This window comes from Thauera sp. 28 (genome assembly GCF_000310145.2).
Taxonomy (GTDB): domain Bacteria; phylum Pseudomonadota; class Gammaproteobacteria; order Burkholderiales; family Rhodocyclaceae; genus Thauera; species Thauera mechernichensis.
The window spans coordinates 151,105-167,849 of sequence record NZ_AMXA01000003.1 but is presented as its reverse complement, the minus strand read 5'-3'; the positions used below and the strand labels follow the sequence as shown (position 1 = coordinate 167,849).

At 67.4% G+C, this 16,745-nt stretch carries 16 protein-coding genes; 12 read left to right on the top strand and 4 right to left on the bottom strand.

What is annotated here, in order from left to right; translation table 11 throughout:
• The first annotated feature begins 83 nt into the window (after nt 1-83).
• Nucleotides 84-644 (top strand): cold shock domain-containing protein, encoded by a 561-nt coding sequence (locus tag C662_RS19975; protein WP_002925302.1) that lies wholly within the window; start codon nt 84-86, stop codon nt 642-644.
• Nucleotides 645-721: 77 nt separating this feature from the next.
• On the opposite strand, the gene C662_RS04110 is transcribed toward C662_RS19975, so the two are convergent.
• Entirely contained in the window at nt 722-2,302 is a 1,581-nt protein-coding gene (locus C662_RS04110) for an MFS transporter (protein ID WP_002925300.1), read from the bottom strand.
• Between the two features lie 343 nt (nt 2,303-2,645).
• Here C662_RS04110 and C662_RS04105 point away from each other — a divergent pair, with 343 nt between their 5' ends.
• Genes C662_RS04105 through C662_RS04070 form a run of 8 tightly spaced genes read left to right on the top strand, consistent with a single transcriptional unit; the run spans nt 2,646 to nt 11,395 of the window.
• The gene (locus C662_RS04105) at nt 2,646-3,623 is read left to right on the top strand and encodes a bifunctional MaoC family dehydratase N-terminal/OB-fold nucleic acid binding domain-containing protein (RefSeq protein WP_232433209.1); all 978 of its coding nucleotides are present in this window, start codon (nt 2,646-2,648) and stop codon (nt 3,621-3,623) included.
• A 10-nt stretch (nt 3,624-3,633) separates the two neighbouring features.
• Nucleotides 3,634-4,767, top strand: coding sequence for an acyl-CoA dehydrogenase family protein (locus tag C662_RS04100; protein WP_002925297.1), 1,134 nt, complete (start codon nt 3,634-3,636; stop codon nt 4,765-4,767).
• Nucleotides 4,739-5,158, top strand: coding sequence for a MaoC family dehydratase (locus C662_RS04095; RefSeq protein WP_002925295.1), 420 nt, complete (start codon nt 4,739-4,741; stop codon nt 5,156-5,158). Before C662_RS04100 ends, C662_RS04095 begins: the two co-directional genes overlap by 29 nt.
• Nucleotides 5,159-5,177: 19 nt before the next feature.
• Entirely contained in the window at nt 5,178-6,356 is a 1,179-nt protein-coding gene (locus C662_RS04090; RefSeq protein ID WP_002925294.1) for a lipid-transfer protein, read from the top strand.
• A 17-nt stretch (nt 6,357-6,373) separates the two neighbouring features.
• Entirely contained in the window at nt 6,374-7,540 is a 1,167-nt protein-coding gene (locus C662_RS04085; RefSeq protein ID WP_002925291.1) for an acyl-CoA dehydrogenase family protein, read from the top strand.
• 20 nt (nt 7,541-7,560) lie between these two features.
• Nucleotides 7,561-8,775, top strand: coding sequence for an acyl-CoA dehydrogenase family protein (locus C662_RS04080; protein WP_002925287.1), 1,215 nt, complete (start codon nt 7,561-7,563; stop codon nt 8,773-8,775).
• A 13-nt stretch (nt 8,776-8,788) separates the two neighbouring features.
• The gene (locus tag C662_RS04075; RefSeq protein ID WP_002925285.1) at nt 8,789-9,955 is read left to right on the top strand and encodes an acyl-CoA dehydrogenase family protein; all 1,167 of its coding nucleotides are present in this window, start codon (nt 8,789-8,791) and stop codon (nt 9,953-9,955) included.
• A 12-nt stretch (nt 9,956-9,967) separates the two neighbouring features.
• Nucleotides 9,968-11,395: a DHA2 family efflux MFS transporter permease subunit gene (locus tag C662_RS04070; RefSeq protein WP_002925283.1), complete on the top strand. Its 1,428-nt coding sequence runs from the start codon at nt 9,968-9,970 to the stop codon at nt 11,393-11,395.
• Here the strand turns inward: C662_RS04070 and C662_RS04065 are convergent.
• Nucleotides 11,385-12,272: an NAD-dependent epimerase/dehydratase family protein gene (locus C662_RS04065; RefSeq protein WP_002925281.1), complete on the bottom strand. Its 888-nt coding sequence runs from the start codon at nt 12,270-12,272 to the stop codon at nt 11,385-11,387. The two genes, C662_RS04070 and C662_RS04065, sit on opposite strands and share 11 nt — an antisense overlap.
• A 14-nt stretch (nt 12,273-12,286) precedes the next feature.
• A complete protein-coding gene (locus tag C662_RS04060) occupies nt 12,287-13,099 on the bottom strand; it encodes an SDR family NAD(P)-dependent oxidoreductase (RefSeq protein WP_232433208.1) in 813 nt (270 codons plus the stop codon).
• Between the two features lie 225 nt (nt 13,100-13,324).
• Here C662_RS04060 and C662_RS04050 point away from each other — a divergent pair, with 225 nt between their 5' ends.
• The 3 genes from C662_RS04050 (at nt 13,325) to C662_RS04040 (ending at nt 15,536) form a co-directional block, all read left to right on the top strand.
• The gene (locus C662_RS04050; protein WP_002925273.1) at nt 13,325-14,494 is read left to right on the top strand and encodes a helix-turn-helix transcriptional regulator; all 1,170 of its coding nucleotides are present in this window, start codon (nt 13,325-13,327) and stop codon (nt 14,492-14,494) included.
• Between the two features lie 218 nt (nt 14,495-14,712).
• On the top strand, nt 14,713-15,042 hold the full coding sequence (locus C662_RS04045) for a type II toxin-antitoxin system PrlF family antitoxin (RefSeq protein ID WP_002925271.1): 330 nt from the start codon (nt 14,713-14,715) through the stop codon (nt 15,040-15,042).
• Nucleotides 15,039-15,536 carry a type II toxin-antitoxin system YhaV family toxin gene (locus C662_RS04040; RefSeq protein WP_002925269.1) on the top strand — a complete coding sequence of 166 codons (498 nt, stop codon included), beginning with the start codon at nt 15,039-15,041 and terminating at the stop codon, nt 15,534-15,536. The genes C662_RS04045 and C662_RS04040 overlap by 4 nt, the downstream gene beginning before the upstream one ends.
• Before the next feature lie 168 nt (nt 15,537-15,704).
• Here the strand turns inward: C662_RS04040 and C662_RS04035 are convergent, their stop codons facing one another.
• Nucleotides 15,705-16,733, bottom strand: a complete 1,029-nt coding sequence (locus tag C662_RS04035; protein ID WP_002925267.1) for a TIGR03617 family F420-dependent LLM class oxidoreductase — start codon at nt 16,731-16,733, stop codon at nt 15,705-15,707.
• Nucleotides 16,734-16,745 lie beyond the last annotated feature (12 nt).

The window sequence follows — 16,745 nt, the reverse complement described above, 5'->3', positions numbered from 1 at the left end:
CACTGGTCGTAACTTGCCCGTTGCCGATATTTCGGCCTCACTGCTTCCGGCTATCCCGGTGACTTTTTGCGATAGACATCCCAATGCGTATTGAAGGCACTCTCTCGAAGTGGAACGACGACCGTGGGTTCGGGTTCATCACGCCCACCCAGGGAGGTCAGGAAATCTTTGTTCATGTCTCTGCATTTCCGAAGGATGGCGTACGGCCATCGCTCGGAGAGCAGCTCACTTTTGAGATAGAGATCGACAACAACGGAAAGAAGCGGGCCAAGAACCTGTTGTGCCCCCAGCGACCAAGCGCTGTGCGCACCACCCCTTCCCGCAGGACGTCATCCTCTCCCCGCAAGGAGCGTCCCGGATTGTTCGGGCGGGTCGTTCCGCTGTTGATTGTGGTGGGTTTGGGCGTCTACGGTTACGAGGAGTATTCCCGCCGTAACGCCCCGCTGCCGGCAAGCAGCCCCAAACCGGAGGTTCAGGAAGTTTCAGCCAACTACCGGTGCGATGGCCGTATCCACTGCTCGCAGATGACGTCCTGCGCTGAAGCCACCTTCTTCCTTCGCAATTGCCCCAACGTTCGAATGGACGGCAACAATGATGGTGTCCCCTGTGAGCAACAGTGGTGCACAAGCCCATTCGCAAAATGAAAGTGCCGGCTTGATGGCCGGCGACCAGCCCCCAATGGCCCAGGGCTCCGCGGCCTTGCGCTTCGTAAGTACTTCCCTCAGCTCACCCGCGCCTGCGCGTCCCCCGTCACCGCCGCCGCGCGCGTGCGCTTGAGCCGCAGGCTCAGCACCAGCGCCAGGCCGATGAGGCCGAGCAGCATGTAGCCCACGTTGGTGAGGGCGGTATTCAGGCCGGCGATGTTGGCTTCGGCGAGCACGGTGTTGGCCGACAGGCCGGCCTCGCCCAGGCGGGTGGCGACTTCGGCGGGCAGTTCGCGGGCGCGGCTGCCGGTGGCGCGGGCCAGCGCCTCCAGGCTCGCCGTGTCGAGCCCTAGCGCTGCGGTCTGGCGCATGATTGCGTCCTGCGTGGCGTAGGCCAGGCTGGCGCCGAACACCGCCAGCGACAGCGACGAGCCGGTGGGGCTGCCGAGGTCGCGGAACATGCTGAACAGGCCGCTGCCGGCGCCCATGTTCTTGGCGGGCACCGCGCCCAGGGCCAGCTTCATGATCGCCGGGGTGTTGCAGCCGATCGACAGGCCCATGATGCAGGCTACCGCGATCACCATCCACAGCGGCGTGGTGACGTCGATGTTGAGGAAGAGCAAGGTGCCGCCCAGGCTGGCGAGCATGGCGATGATGACCAGTACGCGCGGCTCGATGCGGTCGACCAGCTTGCCCGCGATCGGCGAGCTGATGAGCCCGCTGCCGTACAGGAACAGGGTGACGAAGCCGAACTGCGCGGCCGTGCCGCCCGGGCGGCTGTTGATGAAGAAGGCCAGCGAGTAGACGACGCCGCTGGAGAAGATCATGTGCAGCCAGTAGATCGCCGAGGGCGTGGCGAAGGCGCCGCGCGACAGGATGCCGAGGTCGATCACCGGGTTCGGCGCGCGCTTGCTGTGGCGCCACAGCACCACCAGCGCGCTGATGCCCACGACCACGATGGCCCAGGTGATGGGCGATTCCTTGCCGAAGTTGGTTGCCCAGGTGGGCAGCGACAGCAGCGAGGCGATGACGGCAAACAGCAGCATCGCACCGGTGTAGTCGAAGGCGGCCTGGTGCTTGGCGGGGGCGATCTCGGGCACCAGCATGCGCACGGGGACGAGGCCGACCAGGGTGAGCGCACCGCTGATCCAGTACACGCTGGGCCAGCCCAGGCGGTCGATCAGCAGGCCGCCGAGCAGGCCGCCCGAGGCCGCGCCGAAAGTCATCGTGAAGGCGAGGATGCCCAGCGCCAGGCCGCGCTTGTTGTCCGGGAACAGGTGCGCCGCATACGCGAACACGCCGGGCAGGATGCAGGCCGCGCCCAGGCCCTGGACGAAGCGGGCGCCGAGGAAGAAGCCGAAGTTGGGCGCCCAGGCGGCGGCGAACTCCGACACTGCGAACACCAGCATGCCGATCGTGATCACCCGCTTGCGCCCGTACTGGTCGCCCAGGCGGCCCATGATCGGCGCGAACACGGTCAGTGCCAGCGAGTACAGGATCAGGATCAGCGCCGACATGTTCACCGGAATGCCGAAATGCCGGGTCACGCTCGGCAGCGCAGGGGCCTGGAAGGCGGCAGCCTCGATGGTGATGAAGGTGCCGAACAGCAGCGCGGCATACACCGCCCAGGCTGAGCGCGTGTCGGTACGTGAATCCATGGGCTGTCTCCGTATGCAGCGCATGCGGATGCGCGCCGCCTTGTTCTGTCGGGCGGATGGTCGGGCCCGGGGGGTGGGGACACATCGTCCGATGGGACTAAAGCGGGCTCGGAAACGGAGGCCGGCGATCGGCACCCGGTTCGCTGCCGAATGTCGGGTTTCGCTTGCCTTGTCCATCGTCCGTTCAGACGAAGTGTCGCCGAGGGTCCTGCTCTTAGACTCGCTGCAAGCGCTGCGAAAAGCTGCGACGCATCACCAGATGCATGCGCGCCGCTGGTCGCGGCAGGGTCCCGCAGGCGCCGCCGTCGATCGGGCGCGCCTCACACAACAGCAGGAGACGAACTTGGCTGAACAGGAATGGATGTCCGAAGTGCGTGCCAAGGTGGGTCGCGAGTACGGTCGCGTCTACGCCTGGGACGAGGTCAACGCGCCGATGATCCGCCAGTGGTGCGAGGTGATGGGCGTCGATAACCCGCTCTACCTCGATGCGGATTACGCCGCCACCACCGAGTTCGGCGGCATCGTGGCGCCGCCGGCAATGCTGCAGGCCTGGTGTCTCGAAGGCCTGCACATGAACAACTACGCGCCGGGTTCGACTGACGAAAACCCTTACGAAGTGCTCAAGATCATGGAAGCGCACGGCTACCCCTCGGTGGTGGCGGTGAATTCCGACCTCAGCTTCGAGCGCTACGTGACGCTGGGTGAAAAGCTCTACTACACCACCCGCCTGGATGCGGTCGGCGAGGAGAAGACCACCGCGCTCGGCACCGGCTACTTCGTCACCCTGATCATGAGCTTCTTCTCGCAGAAGGCGGGCGGTGATGAAAAAGTGGGCCAGCTGCTGTTCCGCGTGTTCAAGTTCCGCCCCGCCAACGTGCCCAAGCCGGTGGAGAAGGGCGCGGCGCCTGCGGTACCCAAGTTCAAGCGTCCCAAGCCGGGCGTCAGCGACGACACCCGCTTCTTCTGGGAAGGCGCCGCCGCCGGCAAGCTGCTGATCCAGCGCTGCACCAGCTGCGGCACGCTGCGCCATCCGCCGGCGCCGGTGTGCATCAAGTGCCATTCCTTCGACTGGGACACGGTCGAGGCTTCCGGCAAGGGCAGCATCTACTCCTTCGTCGTCATGCACTACCCCGAGGTGCCGCCCTTCGAGCATCCCAACCCGATCGGCCTCATCGAACTCGACGAGGGCGTGCGCCTGATCGCCGGCCTGGTCGGCGTCAAGCGCGACGAGGTCAAGATCGGCCAGCGCGTGCAGGTCGAGTTCCAGTCCTTCGACGACGGCGAGCTGACCCTGCCGATGTTCCGCCCGGTTGCGGCCTGAGGAGAAGAGCATGGATTTCCAACTGACTGACGACCAGCGCGCCATCGCCGACATGGCAGGCAGCCTGTTCGGTGACTTGTGCACCGACGACCGCCTGCGCGCCTTCGATACCGCCGGCGAGCCCTTCATGGCCGACCTGTGGAAGCAGTGCGTCGAAACCGGCCTGCATGCGCTGGCCATTCCCGAGGAAGCGGGCGGCAGCGGGCTGGGCATGACCGAGCTGATGCTGGTGCTCGAGGCCCAGGGGCGCGGCCTCGGCCATGTGCCGCTGTGGCGCCATCAGCTCGCCGCCGCCACGCTGGCGCGCTTTGGTGGCGCCAGCGGTGCCGAGGTCGCTGCAGCCGCCGCCGAGAGCAAGCTGATGATCACGCTGGCGCTCGGTGCCGCCGCGCGTGCCCACGGCATCGCGCTCAAGGCCCGCCGCGAGGGCGACGGCTGGGTGCTGGATGGCAAGGTCGCCGCCGTGGCGCTGGGTGCGGAAGTGTGCCGCGCGCTGCTGCTGGCCGAGACCGACGACGGCCCCCGCCTGGTGTCGGTGGACCTGCGTGCAGCCGGCATCGAGAAAGTACCGGGCGTGTTCACGCATCGCGAGGCGGTCGCCGACCTCGGCTTCAACGCCCACCGCCTTGCGGCGGACGCAGTGCTGCCCGAGGCCGCGCTGCCCTGGCTGGAGCAGCGTGCGATCGCCGCGCTGGCAGCGCTGCAGCTGGGCGTCAGCGCCGAGCAGGTACGCCGCACGGTCCAGTACATCAACGACCGCCGCCAGTTCGACCGCGCCATCGCCACCTTCCAGGCCGTGCAGATGAGCATGGCCGACGCCCACATCGCCATCGAGGCGCTGCGCTCCGCGCTGTGGCAGCTGGTGTATCGCCTGGATGCCGGCCTGCCATCGCCGTCCGAGGCGCTGGCGGTCAAGTACCTCGCCAGCGAATGCGGCCACCTCGTCGGCCACAAGGCGCAGCACGTGCATGGCGGCATCGGCGTCGATCTGACCTACCCGATCCACCGCTACCTGTACTGGAGCCGCGCGCTCGGCATCACCCTGGGCGGCAGCGCCGCCACGCTCGAACGACTCGGCGACTGGCTCGCCAACAACGACAAGCTGGGATGGAAATATGACCTCGAAGAACAGCAAGCGCTTTGACGACGTGCGCCTCGGCGAGGCGCTGCCCGAGCTGGCGATCCCGATCACCACGACGCTGATCGCCTCGGCGGCGATCGCCACCCGCGACTACTTCCCCGGCCACCACGACATGGAAGCCGCCCAGCAGCTCGGCTCGCCGCACGTGTTCATGAACATCCTCACCACCAGCGGCCTCACCCAGCGCTTCGTGGAAGGCTGGGCCGGTCCGGCGGCGCGCTTCAAGGATCTCCGGATCAAGCTCGGCGCGCCCAACTACCCGGGCGACACCATGACTTTCAGCGGCGAGGTCGTCCGCACCGATGCGGCCAGCCGCGAGGTGGACGTCGCCCTCAAGGGCAAGAACTCGATGGGCAGCCACGTGACCGGCACGGCCACGCTGGTGCTGCCCTGACACGCGGAGAACCGAACACATGACGGATATGTCCCTTTCCGGCCGCGCCGCCATCGTTGGCCTGGGCGCGACCGAATTCTCCAAGAACTCCGGCCGCACCGAGCTGCGCCTGGCCATGGAATCCACCCTGGCCGCGCTGGCCGATGCCGGCATCGACCCCTCCGAGGTCGAAGGCTTCTCGTCCTACACCATGGACAAGGTGCCCGACTACGAGATCGCGCGCCTGCTCGGCTGCAAGAACGTCAAGTTCTTCTCGCAGATCCCGCACGGCGGCGGCGCCGCCTGCGCGCCGGTGGTGCATGCCGCGATGGCGGTGGCCACCGGCCTGGCCAAGGTGGTGGTGGTGTTCCGCGCCATGAACGAGCGTTCGTGGTACCGCTTCGGCACCGGCACCTACGGCTTTGGCGACACGCCGATCTTCGAGAACGTGAACTACGGCTGGTACATGCCCTACGGCTTCCACACCCCGGCCGCCTGGGTGGGCATGTTCGCCCAGCGTTACATGCACGAATACGGCGCCACCAGCGAGGACTTCGGCCGCGTGTCGGTCGCCGTGCGCGACTTCGCCGCCACCAACCCGGCCGCCTTCTTCTACGGCAAGCCGATCACGCTGGAAGATCACCAGGCCTCGAAGTGGATCGCCGAGCCGCTGCGTCTGCTCGACTGCTGCCAGGAATCCGACGGTGCGGTGGCGATGGTCATCACCTCGGCCGAGCGCGCCCGCGACCTCAAGCAGAAGCCGGTCATCATCAAGGCCGGCTCGCAGGGCATCACCGAAGGCCAGCAGAGCATGACCTCCTACTACCGTGACGACATCACCGGCCTGCCGGAGATGGGCGTGGTGGCCAAGGAGCTCTACGCCCAGTCCGGCCTCGGCCCCGACGCCTTCCAGACCGCCGTCATCTACGACCACTTCACCCCCTTCGTGCTGCCGCAGCTGGAAGAGTTCGGCTTCTGCAAGCGTGGCGAGGCGAAGGACTTCATCCGTGCCGGCGAGCATGCCCGCGGCGGCAAGCTGCCGATCAACACCCACGGCGGCCAGCTCGGCGAGGCCTACATCCACGGCATGAACGGCGTCGCCGAGGCGGTGCGCCAGGTACGTGGCACGGCCGCCAACCAGGTGGCCGATGTCGAGAACGTGCTGGTCACCGCCGGTACCGGCGTGCCCACCAGCGGCCTCATCCTCGGCGTCGCCTGAGCGAAGGAGAACGAACGATGTTCGTCGATCTGACCCCGGAACAACACGCGCTGCGCCTGCAGGTGCGCGACTACTTCCAGACCCTGATGACCCCCGAGCTGCGCAGCGAGCTGCGCGGCAAGGAAGGCGGCGAGCTGTACCGCAACACCATCCGCAAGATGGGCGCGGACGGCTGGCTGGCGGTGGGCTGGCCCAAGGAGCACGGCGGCCAGGGCTATGCCGCCACCGAGCAGCTGATCTTCTTTGAAGAGGCCAACATCGCCGGCGCGCCGCTGCCCTTCGTCACCATCAGCACGGTCGGTCCGGCGCTGATGGAGTCGGGCACCGAGCTGCAGAAGAAGAAGTTCCTGCCCGGCATCGCCGCCGGCGAGATCATGTTCGCCATCGGCTATTCGGAGCCGGAGGCGGGCTCAGACCTCGCCACGCTCAAGACCAGCGCGCGGCTCGAAGGCGACCACTTCGTGGTCAACGGCAACAAGCTGTGGACCTCGGGCGCCGAGGCTGCCGACTACGTCTGGCTCGCCGCGCGCACCGACCCCAACCTGCCGCGCCACAAGGGCGTGTCCATCCTGATCCTGGACACCCGGGCGGAAGGCTTCTCGCACACTGTCATCCCCACCTGCAGCAACCCCACCGCCGCCACCTACTACGACAACGTCAAGGTGCCCAGGGACATGCTGGTGGGCGAGCTCAACGGCGGCTGGAAGCTGATCACCGCCCAGCTCAACCACGAACGCCTGGGCCTGGGCTCGTGGTCGGACAAGGTCGTCGCCCTGTTCCGCCGCGTGCTGCTGTGGGCCAAGGCCCAGGACGAGAACGGCCGCCGCGCGGTCGATGCGGCCTGGGTGCGCAGCCTGCTCGCCGAGTGCTACGCAAAGATCGAGGCCATGCGGCTGATCAACTTCCGCATCGCCGCCGACCTCGAGCGCGGCCACATGGACGTGGCGCTGGCTTCGGCCACCAAGGTGTACGGTTCGGAGTCGGTGGTCGATATCCTGCGCAAGCTGTCCGAGATCGTCGGCGCCAGCGGCCTGGTGCGCGAAGGCTCGGCCGCAGCCGCCCTGCTCGGCGAGCTCGAGTACGAAGTGCGCGCCTCGGTCACGCTGACCTTCGGCGGCGGCACCAACGAGATCCAGCGCGAACTGGTGGCACAGTTCGGCCTCGGCATGCCGCGTTCGCGCTGAACCCCGCACAGGAAGAAGACATGAGCACCCTCGAAGATTTCCGCCGCGAGACCCGGGCCTGGCTCGAGGCCAACTGCCCGCCCTCGATGCGCACCGCGATGCCCGACGGCGAGCTGGTATGGGGCGGGCGCACGGTCGAGTTCAAGCACGAGGACCAGCGCCTGTGGTTCGAGCGCATGCGCGACAAGGGCTGGTTCTGCCCCGACTGGCCGGCCGAGTATGGCGGCGGCGGGCTGACGCCGGAGCAGAACGCGGTGCTCGAGGCCGAAATGCGCCGCCTGCGCTGCCGCCCGCCGCAGATCAACCTCGGCATCTGGATGCTGGGCCCGGTGATCCTTGAGTTCGGCAGCGAGGCACAGAAGCGCGAGCTGCTGCCGCCGATGGCGCGCGGCGAGATCCGCTGGTGCCAGGGCTTCTCCGAGCCCAACGCCGGCTCCGACCTTGCCAGCCTCAAGACCAGCGCGGTCGATGCCGGCGACCACTTCGTGGTCAATGGCACCAAGATCTGGACGTCCTACGGCGACAAGTCCGACTGGATGTACATGCTGGTGCGCACCAACCCCGACGTGCCCAAGCAGCAGGGCATCAGCCTGCTGGTGGTCGACATGGCCTCGCCGGGCATCGAGGCGCGGCCGATCGACCTCATCAGCGGCAAGTCGTCCTTCTGCCAGGTCTTCTTCGACAACGTGAAGGTGCCCAAGGGCCAGCTCATCGGCCCGCTCAACGGCGGCTGGACCCTGGCAAAGGCGCTGCTGCAGCACGAGCGGCGGGCGATGTCCAAGTTCGGCGAGTTCGCTTTGCCGACCCACTTCGACCTGCTGTCGATCGCCGGCAAGTACCTGCCGGCGCAGGATGCGTCCTCGCCGGCCGACGTTGCGCTGCGCCAGCGCGTGTATGCGACGGCGATGGACGAGATGGCCTACAGCCTCACCGCCCAGCGTATGGGTGAGGAAGCGCGCGCGCGCAAGAACGTGTCCGGGCTGATGTCGATCATGAAGCTGGTGCACTCCGAACAGGAGAAGGACAAGTTCGAGGTGCTGGTCGACGTGCTCGGCCACCGCGCCCTGGGCTGGGAAGGCGACGCCTTCGAGGCGCAGGAGCTGGCGCTCACCAAGGCGTGGCTGGGCAGCTTTGCGCAGACCATCGCCGGCGGCTCGTCCGAGGTGCAGTTGAACGTGATCGCCAAGCGCGTGCTGGAGTTGCCCGAAGGCAACAGCGGCAAGCAGGGCAAGTGAGGAGCAGGGTGTCATGAGTCTGGTTTATTCCGAAGAGCAGCAACTGCTGGCCGACACCGCCGCCGAGTTCCTGATGGCGAAGAGCCCCGTCACCGCCCAGCGCAAGCTGCGCGATGGGGATGTGGCAGGGGGCGTCACTGAGGGCTTCGATGCCGCGCTGTGGCGCGAGATGGTCGACATGGGCTGGAGCGCGATTCCCTTCCCCGAGGCGCTCGGTGGCCTCGCCTTTGGCTGCAAGGGCCTGGGCGCGGTGTTCGAGCAGATCGGCCGCAACCTGTCGGCCTCGCCGCTGCTGTCGAGCGTCGTGCTCGGCGGTTCGGTGATCGAGCTCACCGGCTCCGAAGCGCAGCAGGCGGAGTGGATGGCGGCGCTGATCGGTGGCGACAAGCGCATCGCGCTGGCGGTGGATGAAACGCCGCGCCACGACCCGGCTGCGGTCGCGCTGCGCGCCACGCGCGTAGGCGATGTCTACGTGCTCACCGGCACCAAGGCCTTCGTCGCCGACGGCGTGGGGGCGGATGCCTTCATCGTCGCTGCGCGTACGGGCGGCCAGCCAGGCGAGCAGGGCGGCATCAGCCTGTTCATCGTCGCCGCCGATGCGGTCGGCGTGCAGGTGTCGCCGATGAAGACGCTGGACTCGCGCAACCACGCTACGCTGGTGCTGAACGAGGTGCGTGTCGGCGCCGCAGCGCTGCTGGGCGCGGAGGGCGAGGGCTTCGCCGCGCTCGACGCGGCGCTGGACCGCGGCCGCGTGTGCCTGGCGGCCGAGCTGCTGGGCGCCACGCAGAGCCTGTTCGACACCACCGTCGAGTACCTGAAGACGCGCGTGCAGTTCGACGTGCCGATCGGCAGCTTCCAGGCCCTGCAGCACCGCGCCGCATGGTGCTACGCCCACCTGCAGCTCGCGCGCAGCGCGGTGATGGCCGGGCTGGCGGCGATGGACGACCCGGCGCTCGACGCCGCCGCACGCGCGCGCATGGCCAGCCTCGCCAAGTGGAAGGCCGGCGACGTAGCCCACCGCATCAGCCGCGAGGCGGTGCAGATGCACGGCGGCATGGGCGTCACCGACGAGCTCGACGTCGGACTCCACCTCAAGCGCATCCGCGTCGCACAGGCCAGCCTGGGCGACGGCGACTTCCACGTGCAGCGCTACGGCGACCTGAGCATGATCGAGGCCTGAGGCACCCTGCGCGTGCGCTGGCTGCCTCAGGTCCGGACGGGCGAAGAGCTGCGCGCCCAGCATGGCCCGGCCTTCAAATGGCTGGCGCTGACGGTGGTGGGGCTGGGCACCATCGCCGCGGTGCTGGCGACGACGAGCTTCAACGTCGCGGTTCCGGCGCTGGGTGCGTTCTTCGGCTTGGGTCAGCATCAGGTGCAGTGGGCGATCACGGGCTTCATGGCCGCGCTCACCGTGGCCATGCTGCCCACGCCCTGGGTGCTGGACCGCATCGGCTTCCGGCGCCTCTTCCTCGGTGCCAATCTGGTGCTTGGGGCCAGCAGCGTTGCCGGTGCGCTGGGCGACAGCTTCAGCTTCGTCGTCGCCATGCGCATCGTGCAGGGAGTGGCTGCGGGGCTGCTGCAGCCCTTGCCGATGCTGGCGGTGATGCGCCTGTTCCCGGCCGGGAGCCAGGGGCGGGCGCATGGCATGCTGGGCTTCGGCATCGTGCTGGCGCCAGCGGTGGCGCCAGCGCTGGCGGGCGTGCTGCTCGACCGCTTCGGCTGGCCGTCGATCTTCCTGATGAGCCTGCCGTTCTGCGTCGTTGCCGGCATCATGGGCCTGTACCTGCTGCCGCGCCACGAACCGTCGCCGCCGCGGCCTTTCGACTGGTTGGGCGTGGCGATCCTGTGTGCGGCCTCGCTGTTGGCGATCGATTTCATCGCCAGCCTGCGCGGCCATGGCCTGCTCGCGGCGCGCACGCTGGCCCTGCTGGCGCTGTCGATGCTGTGTGTCGTCGCTTTCGTGCGCCATGCCCGGCGTGCCGCGGCGCCCATCGTGTCGCTCGATCTGTTTGCCGAGCGCAGCTTTGCGATGGCGGCACTGGTCACCGTCGTGTACGGCTTCGGGCTTTACGCTTCCACCTATCTGATCCCCGTCTTCCTGCAGAGCGCGCTCGGCTACGACGCCACCTATGCCGGGCTGGCCCTGCTGCCCTCGGGCATTCTGCTCGCCGTCGTGATCCCGCTCGCGGGCGTGCTGACCGATCGCCATTCGCCGCGCTGGATCACGGTGTGGGGGCTGGCGCTGTTCGGGCTGTCCTTCGTGCTGTTCGCCTGGCGGGGCGGTGAGATCAGCTATGCCGAAGTGATCGCCTTCAGCCTGCTCGGCCGGCTTGGCCTCGGGCTGACGGTGCCGGCGCTGATGGTGGCCACCATGGCCCATGTCGCGCCCGCGCTGATGGGGCAGGCGTCGATGGTGAGCAACTACACCCGCCAGCTGGGCGGGGTGCTGGGCGTGGCGGTGGTGGCGGTGTTCGTGGAGTGGCGCGCGGCGGTGGAGGGCGCGGGAACGGGCGGGCTGTTCCAGGCCTATGCGCAGGCCTTCCTGCTGCTGGCGCTGAGCTTCGCGGTTGCGGTCGCATTTGCCATGCGCATGCGACCGCGAACCGACCCTATGCGTTGATCTGCTCGACCAAGGCGCGCACGGCAGCCTTCACGTCATTGCGGCGATAGGCCAGGGACATGTTGGGCTCGTAGCGTGCGTAGTTGCCGCGCCCGGTATAGATGGCGACGTCCGGCAGGAGTGGGTGTTCCTCGTCGAGCTCGGGGACCGGCTGCGGATTGCCGACGGCCTCGAAGAACAGGCTGAAGTACTCGGCGAAGCTCAGATTCTCGTCGCCGACCAGATAGGCCTTGCCGGGTGTGCCCTTGAGCAGCGCCTGGTGCAGTGCTTCGGACAGCGCGCCAACCGACATGAAGTTGGTGCCGCCCTTCGGCCCGAATACCGGCACATCGGGCAGCTGCCCCTTGGCATAGGCGACGTAGGCTTCGAACATCGGGTTCGGCAGGCCCGGCACGTGGCCGACCATGAAGGGCGCGTTGACCGACACGACTTCGAATCTGGCCGAGTTCAGGGCGCGTACACCGACATCCGACAGATGGCGGGAGCGGACGTAAGGAATCGTCTCGATCAGCTCGGGTGCCATTTGCGGATAGAAGCTGCCCAGCAGGACTGCACGGCGCATGCCCGCATCGCGTGCGGCAGCGAAGAAGCGCGGGATGGCGACGGTGTTGCGCTCGTGCCATTGCTCGTCCAGGGACTGCCCGAGATCGACATGGCGAATGTCCTGGCCGGCGCAGAACAGCAGCGCATCGAATCCTTTCAGCACCGATGGGGCGGTGGCTTTCGTGTAGTCGATGCTGATGAATGGAAGTGCAGCGAGCAGCGGGGCCTTGGGGGATGTCCGCGATGCGATCGTGACGTCGAACCCATGCGCTTTCAGGTGCAAGGCTGCGTGTCCGCCCAACAGGCCGGTACCACCGACGACGAGAGTCTTCATGCTTGTGTGTCTCCTCAGAAATTGAAACCGTTGGTCTGGATGACCGGTGCGATGGTCCAGCCGCCTTGCGGCGTGCGGTACCAGCCGCTGGCCGCGAGGGCGCCGCCGTCCACATGCAGCGTTGTGCCGCTGACCCAGCTCGCCATGTCGCTGGCCAGATAGACGACAGCGTCGGCGATCTCCGCGGCCGTGCCATAGCGGCCCAGGGGTACCCAGTCCGACAGGCGTTCGCGGTACTCGGGCTTGATGAACTGCGAAAGGGGCAACTGGGCGGTCTCGGTCGCTTCGGGGGCGACCTGGTTGATGCGGATGCCGTGGCTACCCAGCTCGACGGCGAGGCTCTTGGTAAAGCCGGCCAGCGCGGTCTTGAAGGCCGAGTAGAACGCCAGGTTGGGGACGCCGCGGAAGGCTTCGATGGTCGATAGATTGACGATGCTTGCGGTCGGGCTTCGATGAGCCTTCAGCAGCGGCAAGGCGCAGCGCGTCACCTCGAATACCTGGCGCAGGTTCGTCCCGTAGAGACGGTCGATCTCCGCATCCGAATACGCTTCGAAGGGCTTTGCCATCTGCAGCGAGTCGCCGACGTTGTTCACCAGGACGTCGAGCGCACCGTCCGTCGCGGTCAGCTCGGCGAACACGCGCACGACGTCGTCCGGTCTGGTCACGTCGCCATGGAAGACCCGGTGTCCGTCGCCCTGGTCGGCGAGCCAGGCCTCCACGTCGGCCGCGCGTGCCGCGTCCGATTCGATCACCCGTAGCTTCGCCTTCAGGCCGGCGAATTTCTCGACGGTCGCCCGCCCGATACCCGCACCGCCACCGGTGACCAAGATTGTCCTTCCATCGAAATCGAGCATGTCTCACGACCCCCTGTTGAAGTTTCGAGCGGCAAGCTGCCGGCTCCGGACGATTGTTGGGTCCTGGCTCGGATGTGACATCGTGAAAGGGGACGAGGGCCTTATCGTCCGGATGGACGATGAGCTGCACCGGGGGCTTGGGAATAGTCCTTCCATGAATGTCGGGCTCGATTGCAGGCTAGAGATTGAGGTGATGGCGTGAGCGCGCACGATGCGTCCGCGGTCTTTCGTGCGGCGGACATGGACATCGCGCATCACGATCGCATCGTGAGCATCATTTATGCATCCGCAATGGATCACCAGAAATGGGTGGATGCACTGCAGGAAATGAGAGGCCTGTTCGCCGCGAATTTCCTGACCCTGATCCTGCGCGAGGCATCGCTTGAAGACCCGGGGCTGATCGTCTGGGTCGGCGACGGAGCCGAAGGCGGGAGCGCGCGCTTCGAGCCCGCCCGTGACGACCTTACGCCGTTCGCGAACCTGGCGGCGGACCGGATCCACGTCGTCGATGACCTGATGGCGAGCTCGGACTGGCGGCGCTCGGCCTACTTTCAGCAGTCGTGCAGGCCGCACGATGTCTTTCACGTCATGTCGGTGGATATCTCGATCGCAGGGGCGGGGCGTCTGCCGCTGCGGATCACGCGCCCGGAGTCCGCGCCCGCGTTCAGCGAGCGCGACCGCGCGCGTTGCCAGGCCCTGCTGCCGCATTTGCGCCGTGCGCTGCAACTGCACAATCAGCTGCGCCGGAAGGAGTCCCTGGGCGGGATGTACTCCAGCGCGATGGGCCGCCTGTCCGTCGGCACGGTCGTCCTCGATGAGCGCGGCCGGGTGTTCGACCAGAATCCGATTGCGCGTGACATCCTTGCCAATGGCGACGGCCTCAAAGTGGCCGGAGGCCGGCTCGAGGCCTTCTATCCGAGTGACAACCGCGCGCTGCAGAACCTGATACGCGGCGCCTTCGCACGACATGCCTCGTGCCAGCCGGCCGTGGCCGAGGCCTTGTCGATATCGCGGCCATCGGGTCAGCCGCACCTGGGCATCGTCGTCGAGGTGTTGCCGCCGGGGGAGTGGGCGGGCGGGCGTGGCAGGCCGGTTGTGGTGTTGTACGTACGCGACCCGGCGGGCCGCACGCTGGCAGACGCGGAGGCAGTGCGCCAGCTCTTCAACCTCACCCCGACGGAGACCGCCGTCGCGCTCAAGCTGGCCGATGGGACCTCGCTCGAGGAGGCTGCGGAGGCGCTGGGGATTCGCCGCAATACCGCGCGTGCCCACCTGCGCGCGATCTTCTCGAAGACCGGGGTGCGGCGGCAGACCGAGCTGGTTCGCATCCTGCTGAACAGCGTCGCGCCGCTGCGGGTCGAGGCCTGAGAGGGCGCCTCGCCCGCCTGCCGCGAACCTCCGCCGCCTGCCGGTTGCCTGAGTGCTCCGCCGCGCGGCCCACGGGCGCTTCGAGGGGCGCGACCGAAAACGTCGCAAACGCCGAGCCTTCTACCGCTGCAGTGGTCTTGAGTAATGCGATTGCATTGCATGGGCAGGGCGACCGCATTACTATCTGGAGCATCACCCCCATCTGCTCGGAGTGCGCCATGCCCGCCAGCCTCGAAGTCGAATCCACCTTGACCGACCGTTACCAGACCACCGTGCCGGAAACCGTGCGCCGCGCGCTTCGGCTGGGCAAGCGCGACAGGATCCACTACAGCATCCGCCCCGGCGGCGAGGTGGTGCTGACCCGCGCCGAGACCTCCGCAGGCGATGATCCGGTACTCGGACATTTCCTCGACTTCCTCGCCCGCGACATCGCCAGTCACCCAGAGCGCCTGCAGGCGGTCGACCCGGGTTTTGTTCATCGGCTGCAGGCGCTGGTCGGCGGCGTCGAGGTGGATCTTGACGCTGCCTTGTCGGCAGACGATGAATGACGCGCAGCAAGCCTGAGCCCTTGGTGATTCACGGCTGGACGGTCTTCGCGCATCCGCTGTTCCTCGCGCAGCTTGACGCGCTCGCCCAGCAGGTCGAGGTCCTCAAGGGCAAGGATCCGGCCGGATACGTGAAGAAGAATGTCAGCAAGCGGCTGGCGGCGATCACCAGGCTGGCGTTCGACATCATCCCGCAGGATCCGACGCGGTCGGAGTACCGCCAGGGCAGCACTCTGGGTGGCGAGCACAGGCACTGGTTCCGGGCAAAGTTCTTCCAGCAGTACCGCCTGTTCTTTCGCTACCACGCACCCACCAGGCTGATCGTCTTCGCCTGGGTGAACGATGAGGACACCAAACGCGCGTACGAGCGTGGTGACGACGCCTACCGGGTATTCCGCAGGATGTTGGAAGGTGGTCATCCGCCGGACGACTGGGACCAGCTGCTGGCAGAGGCCCGCGCCGAGATGCAGCGCCTGCATCGGTTCGTTGAGCTCTGAGGCCGCATCGAGCGCATCTTCGGTATCAATCTTCACGGTAAGGGCGTAATTGGACGGTCAGACTCGTTTGCCGGGTTGCAGGCCAACCGCTTCTAGACCGTCTACCCGAACGCCTTCAACCGCGACACCACCTTCCGTTTCGCGCGCTAGGTCGGGGGAGCGCGGGCGTCAGCGATAGGCGCGGATCTGCCTGATCGCTTCCGCTGCCGCCGCGTCGTTCGCCGGGTCGGTCGGCACCGTGAGCGTGATGCGGTCGACCAGGCCGCCGAAGCGCGCGGCGAGCTGCTCCGGCAACTGGTCGTAGCGGCCGGACACCAGGAAGGTGTCGAGCACCTCGTCGGTGAATACGCCGGGCATGTCCTTCCAGCGCCCCTCGCGGGTGAGCGCAAGCAGCTGTTCGCCGACGTGCTGCCAGCCGAACAGCTCCAGGCTGGCCCAGTAGGCCGGGGTGGAGAACAGGAAGGCGAGCATGTCGCGGAAGCGTTCGCGCTCGGCGGCGACGGTGGCGTCGTCCGGCCCGGTGGCAACGAACTGGCTGGCGCTGATGAAGGGCTTGGCGCGCCCGGGGTCGCGCTGTGCGGTGCCGACCGCGATCTGCGGCAGGATCACTTCCTTCAGGTAACGCACCGAGGTGTTGGTCGGATGGGTGTGGATGCCGTCGGCGGTCTTGCCGACCAGCTCCAGCATCTTCGGGCCGACCGCGCCGAGCATCAGCGGCACGTCCGGGGCATCGATCGGCCCCGGGTTGAAGAAGGGCTGCAGGCGGGTGAACTTGTAGTGCTCGCCGATGTACTCGAGCCGCTCGCCGGTGCGGAAGGCGTGGAAGATGGCACGCAGCGCGCCGACGTATTCGCGCATGCCGGCGGCCGGCGGCAGCCAGCGCGCCGAGTAGCGATCCTCGATGTTCTGCTTGATCTGCGTGCCCATGCCGAGCTCGAAGCGGCCGCCCGACATCTTCTGCAGGTCCCAGGCCGCCAGCGCGACGTTCATCGGGCTGCGTGGGAAGACAATCAGCACCGAGGTGCCGACCTTGAGTTTCGAGGTTGCGGACAGCGCCTGGCAGGCGAGCAGCAGGCCGTCGTGGATCGCGTCGGACACGAACAGGCCGTCGTAGCCCATGGCTTCGACGCGGCGGGCGAAAGCGCCCATGTCGGCCAGGTTCAGGTTTTCAGGGGTGGAGGCGAAGATCTCGAACATGGGGGGAGTCCA

Coding starts and splice junctions, on each gene's coding strand:
- C662_RS19975 (WP_002925302.1), top strand. CDS start 84: ATGCGTATTGAAGGCACTCTCTCGAAGTGGAACGACGACCGTGGGTTC.
- C662_RS04110 (WP_002925300.1), bottom strand. CDS start 2,302: ATGGATTCACGTACCGACACGCGCTCAGCCTGGGCGGTGTATGCCGCG.
- C662_RS04100 (WP_002925297.1), top strand. CDS start 3,634: ATGGATTTCCAACTGACTGACGACCAGCGCGCCATCGCCGACATGGCA.
- C662_RS04095 (WP_002925295.1), top strand. CDS start 4,739: ATGACCTCGAAGAACAGCAAGCGCTTTGACGACGTGCGCCTCGGCGAG.
- C662_RS04090 (WP_002925294.1), top strand. CDS start 5,178: ATGACGGATATGTCCCTTTCCGGCCGCGCCGCCATCGTTGGCCTGGGC.
- C662_RS04085 (WP_002925291.1), top strand. CDS start 6,374: ATGTTCGTCGATCTGACCCCGGAACAACACGCGCTGCGCCTGCAGGTG.
- C662_RS04080 (WP_002925287.1), top strand. CDS start 7,561: ATGAGCACCCTCGAAGATTTCCGCCGCGAGACCCGGGCCTGGCTCGAG.
- C662_RS04075 (WP_002925285.1), top strand. CDS start 8,789: ATGAGTCTGGTTTATTCCGAAGAGCAGCAACTGCTGGCCGACACCGCC.
- C662_RS04065 (WP_002925281.1), bottom strand. CDS start 12,272: ATGAAGACTCTCGTCGTCGGTGGTACCGGCCTGTTGGGCGGACACGCA.
- C662_RS04045 (WP_002925271.1), top strand. CDS start 14,713: ATGCCCGCCAGCCTCGAAGTCGAATCCACCTTGACCGACCGTTACCAG.
- C662_RS04040 (WP_002925269.1), top strand. CDS start 15,039: ATGACGCGCAGCAAGCCTGAGCCCTTGGTGATTCACGGCTGGACGGTC.
- C662_RS04035 (WP_002925267.1), bottom strand. CDS start 16,733: ATGTTCGAGATCTTCGCCTCCACCCCTGAAAACCTGAACCTGGCCGAC.